At 57.7% G+C, this 15,273-nt stretch carries 12 protein-coding genes and 3 pseudogenes; 2 read left to right on the top strand and 13 right to left on the bottom strand.

Annotated features, from left to right (window positions below; genetic code table 11):
• Nucleotides 1-906: 906 nt before the first annotated feature.
• Nucleotides 907-996 (bottom strand): annotated as a pseudogene (locus LB577_RS14930) (transcriptional regulator); the annotation flags it as partial.
• Nucleotides 997-1,147: 151 nt separating this feature from the next.
• On the opposite strand from LB577_RS14930, the pseudogene LB577_RS14925 reads away from it, so the two are divergent.
• Nucleotides 1,148-1,383: pseudogene (locus LB577_RS14925) on the top strand (DNA -binding domain-containing protein).
• An 85-nt stretch (nt 1,384-1,468) separates the two neighbouring features.
• On the opposite strand, the gene LB577_RS14920 reads toward LB577_RS14925, so the two are convergent.
• Complete coding sequence (locus tag LB577_RS14920) at nt 1,469-1,675, bottom strand: hypothetical protein (RefSeq protein ID WP_249491045.1); 207 nt, start codon at nt 1,673-1,675, stop codon at nt 1,469-1,471.
• Nucleotides 1,676-2,027: 352 nt separating this feature from the next.
• Between LB577_RS14920 and LB577_RS33470 the strand changes: the two genes are divergently transcribed.
• On the top strand, nt 2,028-2,156 hold the full coding sequence (locus tag LB577_RS33470; RefSeq protein WP_411969271.1) for a hypothetical protein: 129 nt from the start codon (nt 2,028-2,030) through the stop codon (nt 2,154-2,156).
• 24 nt (nt 2,157-2,180) lie between these two features.
• Here LB577_RS33470 and LB577_RS14910 read toward each other — a convergent pair whose 3' ends face one another.
• The 11 genes and pseudogenes from LB577_RS14910 to LB577_RS14860 form a co-directional block, all read right to left on the bottom strand.
• Nucleotides 2,181-2,444 carry a DNA -binding domain-containing protein gene (locus tag LB577_RS14910; RefSeq protein WP_224687275.1) on the bottom strand — a complete coding sequence of 88 codons (264 nt, stop codon included), beginning with the start codon at nt 2,442-2,444 and terminating at the stop codon, nt 2,181-2,183.
• A gap of 602 nt (nt 2,445-3,046) precedes the next feature.
• A pseudogene (locus LB577_RS14905) lies at nt 3,047-3,369 on the bottom strand (acyl-homoserine-lactone synthase); the annotation flags it as partial.
• A 90-nt stretch (nt 3,370-3,459) separates the two neighbouring features.
• A complete protein-coding gene (locus LB577_RS14900; RefSeq protein WP_224687274.1) occupies nt 3,460-4,182 on the bottom strand; it encodes a LuxR family transcriptional regulator in 723 nt (240 codons plus the stop codon).
• A 264-nt stretch (nt 4,183-4,446) separates the two neighbouring features.
• Nucleotides 4,447-5,853 (bottom strand): aminotransferase, encoded by a 1,407-nt coding sequence (locus LB577_RS14895; RefSeq protein WP_224687273.1) that lies wholly within the window; start codon nt 5,851-5,853, stop codon nt 4,447-4,449.
• 156 nt (nt 5,854-6,009) lie between these two features.
• Complete coding sequence (locus LB577_RS14890; RefSeq protein WP_224687272.1) at nt 6,010-6,507, bottom strand: Lrp/AsnC family transcriptional regulator; 498 nt, start codon at nt 6,505-6,507, stop codon at nt 6,010-6,012.
• Between the two features lie 221 nt (nt 6,508-6,728).
• Nucleotides 6,729-8,273: a fumarate hydratase gene (locus tag LB577_RS14885; protein ID WP_224687271.1), complete on the bottom strand. Its 1,545-nt coding sequence runs from the start codon at nt 8,271-8,273 to the stop codon at nt 6,729-6,731.
• Between the two features lie 6 nt (nt 8,274-8,279).
• Nucleotides 8,280-9,713 carry an NAD-dependent succinate-semialdehyde dehydrogenase gene (locus tag LB577_RS14880; protein WP_224687270.1) on the bottom strand — a complete coding sequence of 478 codons (1,434 nt, stop codon included), beginning with the start codon at nt 9,711-9,713 and terminating at the stop codon, nt 8,280-8,282.
• A 202-nt stretch (nt 9,714-9,915) separates the two neighbouring features.
• On the bottom strand, nt 9,916-10,842 hold the full coding sequence (locus LB577_RS14875) for a LysR family transcriptional regulator (protein WP_224687269.1): 927 nt from the start codon (nt 10,840-10,842) through the stop codon (nt 9,916-9,918).
• A 104-nt stretch (nt 10,843-10,946) separates the two neighbouring features.
• Nucleotides 10,947-11,849 carry an HpcH/HpaI aldolase/citrate lyase family protein gene (locus LB577_RS14870; RefSeq protein ID WP_224687268.1) on the bottom strand — a complete coding sequence of 301 codons (903 nt, stop codon included), beginning with the start codon at nt 11,847-11,849 and terminating at the stop codon, nt 10,947-10,949.
• Nucleotides 11,850-11,979: 130 nt separating this feature from the next.
• Nucleotides 11,980-13,131 carry a CaiB/BaiF CoA transferase family protein gene (locus tag LB577_RS14865; RefSeq protein WP_224687267.1) on the bottom strand — a complete coding sequence of 384 codons (1,152 nt, stop codon included), beginning with the start codon at nt 13,129-13,131 and terminating at the stop codon, nt 11,980-11,982.
• Between the two features lie 15 nt (nt 13,132-13,146).
• Nucleotides 13,147-14,400, bottom strand: coding sequence for a methylaspartate ammonia-lyase (locus LB577_RS14860; RefSeq protein WP_224687266.1), 1,254 nt, complete (start codon nt 14,398-14,400; stop codon nt 13,147-13,149).
• Nucleotides 14,401-15,273 lie beyond the last annotated feature (873 nt).

Below are 15,273 nucleotides of genomic sequence, written 5' to 3'. Positions count from 1 at the left end.
CGATTGCCGGCCATCTTTACCATCAATGATCGAAACAGAATCTCCGAGCATCCGTCGCAGCGTTACGCTATCGCAGACGTCAATTTTCGCAAGCTAAAAGCGTGTATTATAGATATATATAATTATGACGTTGCTTTTATGCAACTAAAGTCATAATTTTTGTTTGCACAAATAGGACATATTGCACATTTGTACGCCGTTTAGCCGCGTAAACTTGGTGTTCGCATTTAGTAGCGAATACATACTTCACTGTTGCCCGATTTCGTATTGATGAGATGCGCAGCCTTCTTTGACTAGGTTGAAAGCCCACTTTCGGGACGCCTCATTGCGCAAGATCGCTCAATCCACTCACACGGGCTCCGGACAGGGAGAGCAGGTTTTGTCCGGGGCTCAGTCAACTACAGCAGCCCACGACCACGCCTCCGGGTTCTTGCCACTGCCGACCTTGAGACCGGCGCTTAGGCCACATGTTAGAAGGCGATCCCTGCCGAACCCCTGCAATGTACCAGCGCTGCCTGCAGCTTTCCTGCGTTTTCCTCCGGCGTTTCCGAGGAAGACCGCCTTGCCGCAGAAATGAGAGCGTAGCTCGCTATGGCATGAACGCAGGTATGACTTTCGGCGTGCCACTCGACTCGATGTTGTTGATGCTGGACACCTACGTGGATGGCTGGGCCGATAATGCCAGAGGTCGAGCAATAGGCGATCCTCTCGGCCTCGACCCGATCCCCGAACTGGTCCGCGCGGTAAAAGCTCTTCACAATTATACCGGCCGCAGATCGATGGCGACGGCCGGCTGCAATGAACTTGTTCACCGCCTGCCCCCCGGACTTCCCACGCAGTCGCGCAGTCAAGAGAGTCTACGTCGCGGTCACGCAGGTAATCGCGAGATTGTCCAGCCCGACGAGCCACATAGCGCATGCTAAGCTCTGCGCGTGCAGCCAACTCTTCTTGCGTCAGATCCTGTTCATGGCGCAAGCGACGCATATTGATCGCCATGACCTCTTTGAGATCACGGGCGAGATAGGCGCTGAAAAGGAATTATCGTTCTGGGAATGATCGTTCCTATTCCTTATAGTTTACCTCATGACAAAGGGCTCATCCCAAGCCGAGAACCAAACGCTGCCAGCCAATCGAGATTCAAAGAGCTATGAAGCCAGACATTGCTGACGAAGTCCCGTGGTCAGACAGCATCACGAGCTACGACCGGCAGTATCGCACCACTTACCTGCGCATTCTCGACGCCTGCGCCGACAATGCCAGCCTAGAGGAAATGGCAAATCTCATTCTGGAATTGACCCGGTCTTAGAACGAGCCCGCGCCCGCAAGGCAGTCCGCAGCCATGTAGACCGCGCGAACTGGATGGTGACCACCGGGTCGAGGTAGCTGTTCCCCAGCTGAACAGGGGTCGACACGCTTCTTTGGACAAGGAGGTCAGTAGCCGTCATTTGACGCGCCTTCGATCAGCACTTCAGCAATCTCGCGGTGAGATGCTCCGCCGAGCGAACCGTCGCCAAGAAACGAACGTCAACTCGGCGGACCCAGCGCGGTGCTTACTATGATTGGAGGCTGGACAGAATCTCGCACGGACGTCGAGAAACTCAATCACATCGAGACGCCGCTCTCCACCTTCGTACTTGGCCACGAAAGATTGCGGACGGCCAAGCTGCTCGGCCACCTGCTCCTGGGTCAGGCCTCTGGACTTGCGCAGCGATATCAGCTGCGCCAGAAACCGATGGTGGCGGGGAGATTCGAAGAGATTTGGGCATTCACGCGAACGGGTCACGTAAAGACTGGCTCAGCGACTAATCCCGGTTTCGAATTATTCTGGGATATGTTGATCGGATTAGCGCTTAACTGGCGAGTTCGCAGCAGCCATGAATCGATCGGCGGAAACAAATAGGACCCGCAGCTCAACTCTGTGCGACGAAGTCCCTTGGTCAGACAGCATCGCGACCTAGGACAGACAACATCGCACCGTTTACCTGCGCATTCTCGACGCCTGCGCCGACAATGCCAGCGTAGAAGAAATGGCCGATCTTATTCTCGGCATCGACCCGGTCCTTGAACCGGTGCGCGCCCGCAAGGCAGTTCGCAGCCACATCGACCGCGCGAACTGGATGGGGATGACTGGTTTTAAGCAACTGTTCGCCCGGTGAACTGCAGCACGGGTTGCCACTCTTTTAGACGAGAAAGTCCCGGTACCCGCTGTTCATCAGCGGGCGGCCGCGTGAGACGGCGCGGCGTACGCGAGATGATCGCCAGGATCTTTCCAGATCAGTCTGCACGCGCCCTTCGCTGGTCAGCGTCTCAGCGATCTCGCGGCGGGATGCTCCAGCGAGCGCACCGTCGAGGGCGCGAAGAACGAACGCCAACCGGGCTGCGCGCCTTACGCACCGAAACAAGCGGCGGGCAGCTCTCCATCGAGACAAACGCAATTGAGGCATTCGATGGCCATAAACGATGCTTCAAGAGTGCCGCGGGCCAGATCGCCTCAGCACGAAGGCAAGCGGGCTGAAGAATATCCGCTTCAGAAATTGTAAGCTGGATGGAGCGCCCGTCATCGCGAAGATGGACGTGCTGATTCTCGTCGGCCCAACCAGCACTGTGGTTCGACAATGATGTCAGATCGAACGGCGACGCGGCTTACAGCCGGTCGTTCCGCGACGATCGGCAATACATGCGCGCACTGGCGCGGACACCGGAGTACGACCGCACTGCGTTCGTGAGACTCGGCGAAACAAAACACCCCAGCGCGAAAGATCCCCCGGCCGAAGCGATCACGTCAATAGAGGCTCCGTGCGACAGCACAGTCGTCTGCTCGCGGGCAGCAATCAGATGACTCCGAAATCCCGGATTGCGATGCAAGAATTCCCCAGGCCGAGCCATTTGACGTTAGGTGAGCGGTGAAATAGGAGCAGCGATCCTGCCACTCCTGATCTCATCTGGCGCGATAGATACGGGCATGATCATGCCACCTTGCGAAATACCGGCACCCACAGCACCGGACCGCCTATGCCGCCGCTTTGCCGAACGTCTGGAGCATCTATACGTCGAGCGCGAAGCGGCTGCTTTCCCAGATGCTTGGATGCTGAGGTGCGCTCTTTCCCTCCAATAGCGTGGGGAAGGTGTCGCGAAGCATTGTCGGGCCAGTCGAGGGGAAAAGGCGCACGCAACCATCTATCCGTCCCTCGAAACCCCGAAGCAGCAAGTAGTGGGGTCTCAATGCATCAAATGAGTCGATTTCGTAGCCACCCTTCCTCTTATCTGCCAGTCGAGCCGTTCTTTGAAGACACGGTATCGCAGGCGATGCATGGCATGCAGGTCATCGGCAAAGTCCTCGTAGCAGTCTGGTGCAATCAGTTGGATCATGGAAGCCTCCACTTCGGGCGACTCTCCCCGTCATTGGAGGCGAAGCTTCGCGCCAGGGCAGCGTATACAGTTGGGGAGGCATGGCCAGCTTCAGTAACGCCAGGAACTTGAAGCGACGAGACGAGCAACTGCCTGTCTGGTTGTGCTAACGCCAAGTTTCCTGCGGACGTTGGGCAGATGAAACGTTGTCGTATGCCGCGTGATCCCGAGGATGCAGCCGATATCGCGATTGGATTTGCCCTTCTCGGCCCATTGCAGACACTCGTATTCTCGCGCCCTCAGCAAGACGCCGTTCACCAGTCGATCAGCCGAAAGTTTATGACGGACGAACATGTGAAAACAGGTCGCAACGTAAGGGAGAGCGTGTTCATAGCGTTCCGCGGCGCGGATAAATGAAGCATCACGCTTGTCAGCGGCAAAGGTCATCGCCGCAAAATTGCCTCTGAGATCAATGATCGGGATCGTCAAACCACAGCAGATGCCGAACTGCGCCGCTTCGTCAAAGAGCCTATGCTCAGCTTCTGATGGCTCAACACCCGGTAGCGAAGAGCCACATAGCAAGGGGCATCCGCCGCCTCGGGCGCGCACGATCACGGGATCAATGCTCTGGTACTGGTGCTCTAGATAGCGCGCCGTCCAGCTCGCCGGATAGTTGGAGATCAGCGTGGGCTCGTTACCCTGCGGCGGGAGCGAGAGATAGGCGAAGGCGACCAGATCGAGTTGTGAGCTCAAATAGGCCAGGGCGCTGCGGAAGTCGACCTCATCGACGCCTTCCGAAAGCTGTTCCAAAAATCTTTCGAAGACAGATTGCATGTCTGCCCTTGTCAGAAACTTGCCTTGGTCTTCGCAACTTGCCTGCAGGTGGCAGCAAGTCGAGATGCTCGGCGCTATAGGCCCTTCTCAGGGATCATTATCGTAGTTCCCAAAACCATACATCGGGCCGATGCGGAGGACCTGCAACGCTTGAGAAATAGGCCCTGCCGGCGGGGAGGTGCGCCGGCAGGGCTCGCGGCGCAACGTCCGCGGTCAAATGGCAGGACCGGAAACAGCCGCAAACAAGTGATTTGGTCCGCAATGTTATACGGCGCCTTCCGCCTTCAAGGCGCGGTACGTCGTTTCAACAGACTTCGCCGTCGCATCGACGATGATGTCGACTTCGTTGCGGGTGATGATCAGTGGCGGGGCAAAGCCGAGAGTATCACTGTGCGGCATGGCACGGCCGATGACCCCGTTTTCAAGCAGAGCAGCGGCGGCCCGCACGCCAACTTGCAGCTCGGGCTCGAACGCTACGCGCGCCTTGGGATCGCGCATCAGCTCGACACCTGACAGGATTCCAACGCCGCGAACTTCGCCGACGATGGGATGTCCTTCCAGTTCGGCCTTCATGCGAGAAAGCCAGTAGGGGCCGACATCCTGGACATGTTCCAGGATATTTCTTTCCTTGAGGACTTGAATGTTGGCAAGCGCGGCTGCCGCGCAAAGCGTATGTCCCGAATATGTCCAGCCATGGCCGAGAGCCCCATGCTTCTCTGTTCCTTCTTCCAGGACCGACCAGACGCGGTCGCCGATAATTGACCCGGAGATGGGGAGGTAAGCGGAACTGACGCCTTTGGCGATCGTGACGAAATCCGGACGCAGGCCATAGAGGTGGGAGCCGAATTTCGCACCGGTTCGCGCGAAGCCGCAAACCACTTCATCGGCAATCAGAAGAATATCGTACTTGTCTAGCACCTTTTGAATGGCCGCCCAGTACCCCTCTGGGGGCGGAACAATGCCGCCGGTCCCAAGTGCCGGTTCTCCTATGAAGGCTGCAACCGTATCGGGCCCCTCAGCAAGAATGAGGGCTTCAAGTTCGTCGGCGCAGCGTTTCGAGAAGGCTTCTTCGGTTTCGCCCTCATGCGCCTGGCGATAGTAATGCGGGGTCGTTGTGTGGCGCACCAGGTTCAAAGGCAGGTCGAAAAACTTATGGAAGAACGGAAGACCGGTCAGACTTCCAGTGACCAGGCCGGAACCGTGATAACCGCGATGTCGCGAGATGATCTTCTTCTTTTCGGGGCGACCGAGAATGTTGTTGTAGTACCAGACGAGCTTGATGTTAGTCTCGTTGGCGTCGGAACCGGACAAGCCAAAATAAACTCTCTGCATGTTCTGCCCGAAATATTCGACCACCTCTTCCGCCAAGCGGGCTACGGGCTCCGTGCCTTGGCTGGCATAGACATGTGCAAACGGCAGCTCATGCGCTTGCTTGGCAATGGCGTCAGCGATCTCCCTGCATCCATATCCCATGTTGACGCAGTACAGCCCACCGAAACCGTCGAGGCTCTTTCGGCCTTCAGTATCCCAGATGTAAACGCCTTCCGCTCCGGCCATGATGCGGTTTGGCGTCTCGCCGCGGCTGTGTTTTGCCAAGTGGGTGGACGGATGAAAGACGAAGGTCCGATCCTTTTCTTGGACTTGCTTCGTTCCCAGATTGGTCAGGGTCATTGTCGCTCTCCCGTTATCGCGCGGCGAAGAACACTCGGTCCCCGCTCGTCGAGAGCTACTATACCGACGGACACACTTCACGTTCCACGGCAATGTACGTCCGCGGCCGATGAAATCACGGAAGTTGCGTCAATCTCCGTGGAAAACACGGACAACTCAGCGTTGTCTTGGCGCGGGTAAGGGAATGGGCGAATTGGATTTTACGGATTTCGTCACAACAAGGCTATAATATTGGTCGATTCCGACTCCAACCTGTAGCAAACCCTCCATGAATTCCTGGTAGGCAGCCATAGAAGGAGCTGCAACGCGCATCAGGTAATCTACCCGGCCGCCGATCGCCCAGCAGTCCAAAATTTCGGAGATGCCTTGAATTGCCGTCTCAAAGTGTCGCTGATCTTCGAGACGATGACGATCCAGTACGACCTCCACCATTACGAAAATCACGCCCCCGGTGAGGGATGGACTGAGCCGCGCATAATAGCCTTCAACAATCCCTGATGTTTCGAGTATGCGGAGCCGCTCCGAGCAAGCCGACGCAGACAAATGGACGCGCTTCGCAAGCTCGCTTTTTGATATCCGACCGTCTGCCTGAAGCTCGGCGAGAATTCGAAGGTCCCAAGCGTCCAGGCGAACTGTGTTGAGTTTTGACTTCATGGCTTTGCGGGGCTGAATAGGACTTTACGTTTAGTATGCCTGGGTCTGGCGACAGTTGCATCCATGGGCCGGTCATGCCAGCCCACCGCTGCCTTCACCGCAGGCGATGTTGGTGTTGGCATAAGCCCATACGCGCAGCTTGGCCAATACAAAAAAAGCCTCTCACTGCCCTTTGGGAGTCTGTGCCTAGGCGACGCGCAGGACCGATTGCCTACGGGAATTCAAACTCCGATGTTTCGCGCGATCGTATCGGCGGCCATGCGCATACGCCACTCGAGTGGCCCGGAATTATGAATAGAGTTTCCTTCAACGTCGACAGCCATGATGACTGGCATGTCATGCACCTCGAATTCATAGATGGCTTCCATGCCCAGGTCTTCAAAGGCCACGATCCGCGCGGTCTTGATCGATTTTGAAATCAGGTACGCAGCGCCACCCACCGCGATGAGATAGGGCGTTCTGTGTCTCACAATCGACTCGATGGCGGCCGGGCCCCTCTCTGCCTTTCCGACCGTCGCATATATCCCCGTCTCGGCGAGCATCTTTTCAGTAAAACTGTCCATCCGGCTGGAGGTTGTTGGACCAGCTGGCCCCACGACCTCATCCCTCACGGCGCGGACTGGTCCGACATAGTAGATTACGCGCCCCCGCAGATCGACGGGAAGCGGCTCTCCAGCATCAATCAAGTCCACCATTCGCTTGTGAGCGGCGTCACGGCCTGTCAGCATCTTTCCGGATAAAAGGAGGGTCTCTCCGCAGCGCCATGATGCAGTCTCTTCCTTTGTGAGCGCATTGAGATTCACCCGCCGGACATCGGCAGTGTGCAAGTCTTCATTTCCGATCTGTGGCCATTCAGAAAGGTCGGGGGGTTGGAGCTGGACCGGCCCTGTGCCGTCCAATATAAACGTCAGGTGCCGGTTCGCGGCGCACTGGGGAATGAGCGCGACTGGTTTGGAGGCGGCGTGGGTAGGAAAGCTTGCAACCTTGACGTCCACCACTGTTGTCAGACCCCCTAGGCCCTGAGCGCCAATGCCTAGCCCATTAATTCGCTCATAAAGCTCAATCCGCAGTGCCTCCTCCGCGCTTGATGGCCCCCTGGCGATCAGTTCCGACATGTCGATGGGTTCGTTCATGGCCTCCTTGGCCAGCAGCATAGCCTTCTCAGAGCTGCCACCGATGCCGACCGAGATCAGGCCAGGTGGGCACCATCCGCTGCCAAGAGTCGAAACGGTGTTGACCACCCAGTCGGCAACCGACGCGCTGGGGTTAAGAGTGGTAAAACGCGCTTTGTTTTCGGACCCGCCCCCTTTTGCCGCGATGGTGATTTCAATCTGGTTGCCGGGCACGAGGTCCACGTGGACGACTGCCGGCGTGTTGTCACGCGTGTTCAATCGTCGGCCAAGCGGATCCGAGACGATCGACGGTCGAAGGGGATTGTCGGGGTCAAGATATGCTTGGCGAACGCCCCTATTCACGAGGTCGGCAAAACTCGCCGCTGATTTAATGCGGACCTCCATGCCGACCTTTGCAAAGACCACCACAAGACCGGTGTCCTGGCAGATCGGGCGCCGTCCGAAGCCCGCCATGCGCGAGTTCAGCAAAATCTGCCCGATAGCATTCTTCGCCGACGGGCTCTGTTCGCGCGCATATGCCTGCGAAAGAGACCGAATGTAATCTGGAGGATGGTAGTACGAGATATACTGAAGGGCGTCGGCGACGCTCCTCGTGACGTCGTTGCCGGCGATGATCCGCGATCTATTTCCCACTGGATCTCATCCAAACGAGCCGAGGCCGTTGACCATTTTCAGGCTTTGGAAGCTCCGCACCCCCTGCTCACCCCCTTCGTATCCATAGCCGCTCTGCTTAATGCCTCCATACGGCGCATCTGCCGAAACCCCTTTCAGGTAGTTCACACTGACAGCGCCCGCCGAAAGACCATCTATCAGCGCCCGTTTCGCATTAGGGGCGGCGGTGAAGAAGTAGGCGGCCAAGCCATACTCAGTGGCGTTGGCTTCTTCGATCGCCTCCTCCATCGTGTCGAACGGCGCCACGGTGAGGATTGGTCCGAACGGTTCGTCATGAAGCACTTTGGCATCTTTTGGCACCCCTGTCAGGATGGTCGGCGGCCAGTAGAAACCGGGGGGGTCGAGGCGGGTGCCACCGGTCTCAACGCGGGCGCCGCGATCGACCGCATCCTGGACAAGACGCTGCATGGCCTCAATTCGCCGCGCGTTCGCCATTGGGCCCATCTCGGTCGCAGGGTCATTCGGTGGACCGATCTTGATCTTGCGGGCGGCTTCCGTCATTCGGGATAGGAACTCCTGATAGAGTGTCCGCGCAACCAGAATTCTGCTCGGCGCGTTGCAGCTCTGCCCCGCGCACTCGAACTTGTATTCCGATATCGCTGGGACGGCCTGTGCAAGGTCCGCATCCTCGCAGACAACAACTGGGGAGTGCCCACCGAGCTCAAGGACGCAGCGCTGCAAATTATTCGCAGCGAGCGCGGCCAGCTGCTTTCCAACTGCCGTGGAGCCCGTGAAAGTCAAGACCTTCACGATTGGGGAACTGAGGAGATGCCGCGAAATATGCACCGGTACACCGAAGACGAGATTGACTACGCCATCCGGGATACCCGCTTGGCGCAAGGCTTCGACGATATGGACGGCGGCGCTTGGCGTCTCTTCCGCCCCTTTAAGAATCACTGGGCAGCCTGCTGCCAACGCAGGGGCGAGCTTGCGGGCAATGAGAACGGCGGGATAGTTCCAAGGCGTAAAGGCAGCAACGACACCGAGCGGCTCCGGGACGATCATCCTGTTCGGGCCCAACGGAATCGGGGCCGAAAGCTCTTCGGCGTGGGTGCCGTTCCACTCCAGCGTTTCGACAGCGCGCGCGTACTCACCTGTGGCCTCGGCAATCGTCTTTCCCTGCTCAGCCGACAAATCCTTCGCTGCGCCGCCTGCCTTTGTGGCAAGAATCCTGGCGGCTGTTACAAGGATTTCGCCACGATCTTTTGCAGGCCGTGAGGACCAAGCCTTGCGGCAGCGCTCTGCCGAAGCGAGGGCCTCATCCAGATCCAACACCGCCGCCGAGGCCACAGAGGCAAATACCTTCTCCGTCGCCGGGTTAATCACGGGCAAAGTGGCTCTGTTACTAGCGGCTCGCCATTTGCCGTTGATAAAGAGATCATAGCTTGTGGCGTCGGACATAGCGTGCTCCGCTTGACTGAATTCAGTGCGATACCAGCCGATATCCCGACCATGGGCTCGCTTCCCTGCAGTTTCATCGCGATGGTCGCGCCTGGTCAAATATGGAATGTCGAGCAAAACCATCTCGAATACAGATTGATAGAGCGCAGCAACCGCGAAGGAGCGCGGCGATAGCACTGGAAGAGCTGGTTTGAAGAATGGCCTAAGCCCGGTCCGGAGCCGTGGCTAACCAGTGTCCGCTCTCGATCAATGTCCTGACGACCTTGGGGATCAGGTTGCGGACGGCAGACACGGCTGGAGAGCGCTCATCTTTCGGATTAACGGCAAGGACAACGGACCGGGTGATCACGGGATCAACGATCTTCACCGTCCGGACGCGGCCTTGTGACGCCTCTTTCTGAATGGCCGACGGCGTCAGGATAGAATAGGCCTTTCCTTCCATGACCATATTGATGATCGTAGATAGGGAGTCGACTTCGAATCTTACGTCGAGCACACAACCGTGTTGCGCAACGACATCAGCCACCGAACGCCTGACATTGTTATTGCGCATGGGAACCGCCAGGGGAAAGGCGTGCAAGTCGACGAGCGGGATCGAATCTTCGAAAGGCGGTTCACCCGGCGGCACCACCAGGTAAAACTCTTCGCGGGCCAGCACCGTCATTTGCCCCACGCTCTCGGCAGTACGATACAGGACTGCCAGGTTGAAGCGGCCAGCAGCCATCCATTCCTCCAGCGGTCCCGTCATGCCCTCGATCATCTTAAGCGAAATCCTTGGCAGTTCGCTTCTTACAGATTCAAGCAGGGGACCACTAAGCACGCGAGCGGCGCCGGATGGAATGCCAATAGTCACTTCTCCGGAAGGAGCAGCCACCGTGTTGGTCAGTTCCGCTTCAGTGAGCTGAATTTCTCTTAGGATGATCCGGGCGCGCTCAAGCAGCCTGTCGCCGGACGCCGTGACACTGACACCGGTCCTATCTCGAACGAGCAGCTGGGTGCCGAATCCTTCCTCCAGTTGCCGCACATGCAGGCTTAGAGCGCTTTGAGCAACGTGAAGGAGCGCAGCGGCCTTCGTAAAACTGCCGGCTTCCACGACGCCGACAAAGTATTTTAACTGCCTGATATCCACGGTTTAACCCAACTGAGGCATTTTCCCAGTCCCTTCGTATTTATCTCGAAACGAGATGGCCAGCAAGCGGGAAAGATGCCCGGTCTCCCTTGATCGGAGGTAGGTCAGTTGCGGCCCGCGAGAGCCAGAATGTCGTGGGCGCGCCGAACCACCGGCGGATCAACCATCTTACCATTCAACGAGAATGCAGACAGCCCGCGGGCGGCCGCATCGTTCTGTGCGGCGATGACATCGCGGGCCCACTTGAGTTCTTGTGCGCTCGGGGAGAAGGCCTCGTTGAATATAGCGACCTGTGTCGGATGGATCGCCAAAGCTCCGGCAAAGCCAAGGCGCCGCGCATGCGCCGCGGCCTCACGAAGTTTATCAGTGTCTGAAACCTCGCCGATGCTTCCAACAAAGCCCAGAGGGAGCAACCCGGCCGCACGGGCGGCAAACAGAACGGAAAGGTTCGGCGCCAAGAGAAGGTCGAACTCCGGCGTGCCGCCAACAGAGGTACTGAAGTCTTCAGGGCCAAGCGCCATTGCAACCATCCTGGGATGGGCCGACGCTATGGCCGCGAGCTTGTGCATGGCTGCGGCTGTCTCGATTTGGGCAAGGAAACGGATGCGTCCCTGTACGAGATTTCTTTCTCTTTCAAGTTCCAATACGGCATTCGCAATCTCTGATACCCACTCCGCCGAATCCGTCTTCGGAAGGACAAGCGCATCAACACCTGCCACCACAGCTGCATCGAGATCCGCCACCAACGCCCGCAAACCACGATTCACGCGGACCAAAACAGATGCGCCCTTGCGGCCCACCTTTGCCACCGATTCAGGGAGCTGCCGTCGTGACTCAGCCTTTTCATCCTGGGGAACGGAGTCCTCGAGGTCGAGTATGACGCCGTCCGCCCCCCTTTCATGAGCCGTCCCCACGAAGCGGGAAACGTGAGCGGGAACGAAGAGCAGAGATCTCCAGCGGGGCACAGACGTCGGGCTTTCAACGGCCGGAACGGTGTCCTTGATCACGGAGTGCCTCTGCGGCCGATGTTAGCGAGGGCGGTTGCAGACAGTTTGCCGAGTGCACGCACTGGATGGCAAGGAACCGTCACGCTTTCTGCAAATCGCGAACGCGTCCACCTACCGACACGATGCGCGCTCATGCTGACGCGGCCCTATCGCGCAAACGCCCCAGAACCTCTTCCCGGACAGTCTGCGTATGAGCGCCAAGAGCCGGAACCGGGCGCAGCGAGGGACGCTCCGCGTTGAAGATCGCCGCCGGCGCTATCGTCTCTATATTTCCTTCGGGCGTGCCAACGGTTACCCTGCGAACGTGGGGATGCCCAGAAACATCAGCCACCGCGTTTAGACGGCCATATGCCAGACCGGCTGCCTCAAGCTCCTGCATTGCTTCGTGACAGGACAGTTCGGAAAAACGCAGTTCGATAATCTCATCAAGTTGCACCCGATTACGGAGGCGCTCCATGTTGTCGGCAAAACCAGGTGCGCGTGTGAGCTCAGGGCGCTTAAGGAATTTCTCGCAGAAATTTACCCATTCGCGGTCATTCTGCACCGAAAAGACGACCTCTTTGCCGTCGGCGCAACGATACGCGCCATACGGCGCCAGAGACGGGTGTTTCACGCCCGCGCGTACTGTGTGGTAGCCGCTATAGTCGTTTTGCAGAACCGGCACGTTCATCCAGTCGGCGAGGGCATCGAACAGTGACACCTGAATGCTGGTCCCTTCGCCGGTGACTTCTCGGTGATAGAGCGCCTGAAGAATGGCACTATGCGCGGTCATGCCCGCCGAGATGTCGCAAACCGAAACCCCCACACGCGCGGGTCCTTGTTGGTTGCCGGTGATCGCGCACAGACCCGTTTCAGCCTGAACGATGAGATCATATGCCTTCAAATGGGAATACGGGCCTGTCTCCCCGAAACCAGAGATGTCGCAGGTGATCAGCCGAGAAAACCGCTTACGGAGATCCGTAGACCCGAACCCCAGTTTTTCTATACCGCCCGGCTTGAGATTTTGGATGAAGACGTCAGCACTGGCAATAAGCATGTCCAGCACGGCGCGGTCGGCTTCCGATCTCAGGTCCAGACAGACCGACTCCTTACCCCTGTTGAGCCAGACGAAGTAAGCGCTCTGCCCCCGGACTAGCTTGTCGTAATTCCGGGCAAAATCCCCTTCCGGCCTCTCAATCTTAATGACACGTGCCCCAGCATCCGCAAGCCGTGACGAGGCGTAAGGCGCCGCCACCGCCTGCTCTACGGCTACGACCGTAATCCCCTCAAGAGAGTTCTGCATGCGACACCGTGCTTTTCATCCAATTTTTTCGTTTTGAGCCCGACGACGGTTCAGTATCGCCAGCAACCGGTTTTGTTCATTCCCAACAATTGAGAATGCCTCGTCGACACCCATTCCGGGCTTTGCAAGCATCATGTCGGCTTGGGTCGCTACAGAGACGTGGACTGAAGCCTGGGCGGAGAGATCCGTTTCGGTACAGCTCCCACCGACATACGCCCCTACCTTGTTTTCCTTGCAGATAAGAACCGCGCGAACCGTATCGGCGATTGAGCCTACGTCTGGCGTCTTGATTTGGACCAGATGCGCGGCCTTCGCTTCGGCAAAGAGCCGAACATCCTCTAACGTATTGCATCTCTCATCGACGACAATGCGAGCGCTGGAATCTCGGTTGTCCAAAATCGATACGATCTCGGCGTAATTCTCAATTTGCGCTTGCGTCGAACCAAAATCTGCCGGGAACTCAACGTTCAGCGTGAAACCCGGGACGGTATCTGCAACCTTGCAGATAAAGTCCGCAATCCGTTGCGGTTCCAGACCGATTTCCTGGCCGATCCAGCCATAAACATCAAAATGCAGCACCGGATGATACCCTGGGCTGCCGATTTCGCGCGTGCGTGTTGCAACCCATTTCACGAAATCCACGAAGGTCTGGCCGTCAACGCCGAATTTCTGCCGCGAGTTGATGAGGCCGTGGGGAAGCACATCCACCGCCTTCAGAATCATTTTGTCGACGTTGATTTCTCGAGCGTCACCGCTCTGGCAGTAAATCGGGACGCGGCGCGTTGGCAGCTGGAGATCGAATTCACCACATATGATCTCCGCCATCGTCTTGCGCTGGAGATGGGCTGCTGCGCGAAGAAGAGCTTGGCTGACGCCATACTCAACAGCCAGAGGTAACCGCTGACGTGCTTTTGATTCCAATACGTTCGTGCATGACTCACGAAATCGAGAGGCATCGACTTCAAGAAGCCGCGGTACGACAACGCGTGACGTTAAAGATGAGACTTGATTGGTGTCGAACAGAGGATCGCGCCCACCAGCACCAGAGTACTGGACATTCATCATGTCGCCCCAAACGACGGTGTCGTCGGCAAGGACGAGCCCGACGCCGATAGAAGATGCTGGCATGCGAATCGACTTAAATCCAGGCGTTGTCGGTGCGCCGACATAGATAAAGCCGTCCTGGATAGCGCCAGACCTAATGGCTTCCTGATCGTCATAGAAAAATGCGCCGTTGCCAGGCGCGAGCAGGACATCTTTGATCTGCACTTCACTTCGCTCGATTTTTGCGGACTGCGTTGACGGGCGGTTGCGGTTCGTTCGCTGCCTGCCAATTATGCGCCACTTAGTGTTGAGTTCACCAATATAATGTTCCGGACGTTGCCATCGTATTTTGAGATGGCTGCATGCTCATCACGCCCACGGCACGCGTAGTGCGCTCAAAAAACCAGAACGCGAGTGGAATGGCGTCATTGTGATCCCTGATAGAGACCGAGCCCTGCCCCTCTTCGAGCCGGAAGCTCAGAGACATAGCATATCCTGGACCCACATACCGCCCCTCGGCGGACCTGAGTTCGAACGAGATGGGGTTGCCTTCTTGTCGCGCGCGATGCGCCAATAGACGCGATGCCCCCACCTTCTCCTTGTACACTGCCAGGCACGGGGCGTGCCGAGGTGCGTGCACTTCAACACAGCGCTGAGGATTGAGAAGCGCGACTCCTTCACTCGAGACCTCATCCGTCACATTTCAAACGAAAGCAAGTCTCTCATGTTCCCTGTCAAGGCTGAGCGCAAGACGGATGGTCCGCTCGGCGTGGGCGAAGCAGTTGCATCTGCTGAAGGTGCACAGGGCTGGGGGTGGAGCTCAGAGACGACGGTTGATCAGACTCTCTACCGCCTTCCGTGTCTTCGTCTCGGGGCTGTCCTCTGTCTAGAGGGCGGGCGTCGAGCGGGTTGGCTCGGCCACATAACTAGCGACGGGAGTTCCCCACCGTGGCCCCACCCCCAACGCTGTGCAGCGGGTCGGGTCGAGACCTGTCTATGACGGTGCGACCTCCCGACCGATAGCCCACAAGAAGGCGGCCATCTCGCGTGCGATCGCGGCCACGACCACTGGTGGCTTCTTGCCGGCGGCTTTCAGGC

The sequence above is a fragment of the Mesorhizobium sp. B283B1A genome, from assembly GCF_020165735.1.
Taxonomy (GTDB): Bacteria; Pseudomonadota; Alphaproteobacteria; order Rhizobiales; family Rhizobiaceae; genus Mesorhizobium; species Mesorhizobium opportunistum.
The sequence above is the reverse complement of the archived record's forward strand: the minus strand, read 5'-3'. Positions and strand labels throughout refer to the sequence as shown.

Bases quoted from the DNA above. Each gene is read 5' to 3' on its own strand.
- LB577_RS14910 (WP_224687275.1), bottom strand. From the start codon at position 2,444: ATGCCTCAATTGCGTTTGTCTCGATGGAGAGCTGCCCGCCGCTTGTTT.
- LB577_RS14900 (WP_224687274.1), bottom strand. From the start codon at position 4,182: ATGCAATCTGTCTTCGAAAGATTTTTGGAACAGCTTTCGGAAGGCGTC.
- LB577_RS14890 (WP_224687272.1), bottom strand. From the start codon at position 6,507: ATGAAGTCAAAACTCAACACAGTTCGCCTGGACGCTTGGGACCTTCGA.
- LB577_RS14865 (WP_224687267.1), bottom strand. From the start codon at position 13,131: ATGCAGAACTCTCTTGAGGGGATTACGGTCGTAGCCGTAGAGCAGGCG.
- LB577_RS14895 (WP_224687273.1), bottom strand. From the start codon at position 5,853: ATGACCCTGACCAATCTGGGAACGAAGCAAGTCCAAGAAAAGGATCGG.
- LB577_RS33470 (WP_411969271.1), top strand. From the start codon at position 2,028: ATGGCCGATCTTATTCTCGGCATCGACCCGGTCCTTGAACCGGTGCGC.
- LB577_RS14880 (WP_224687270.1), bottom strand. From the start codon at position 9,713: ATGTCCGACGCCACAAGCTATGATCTCTTTATCAACGGCAAATGGCGA.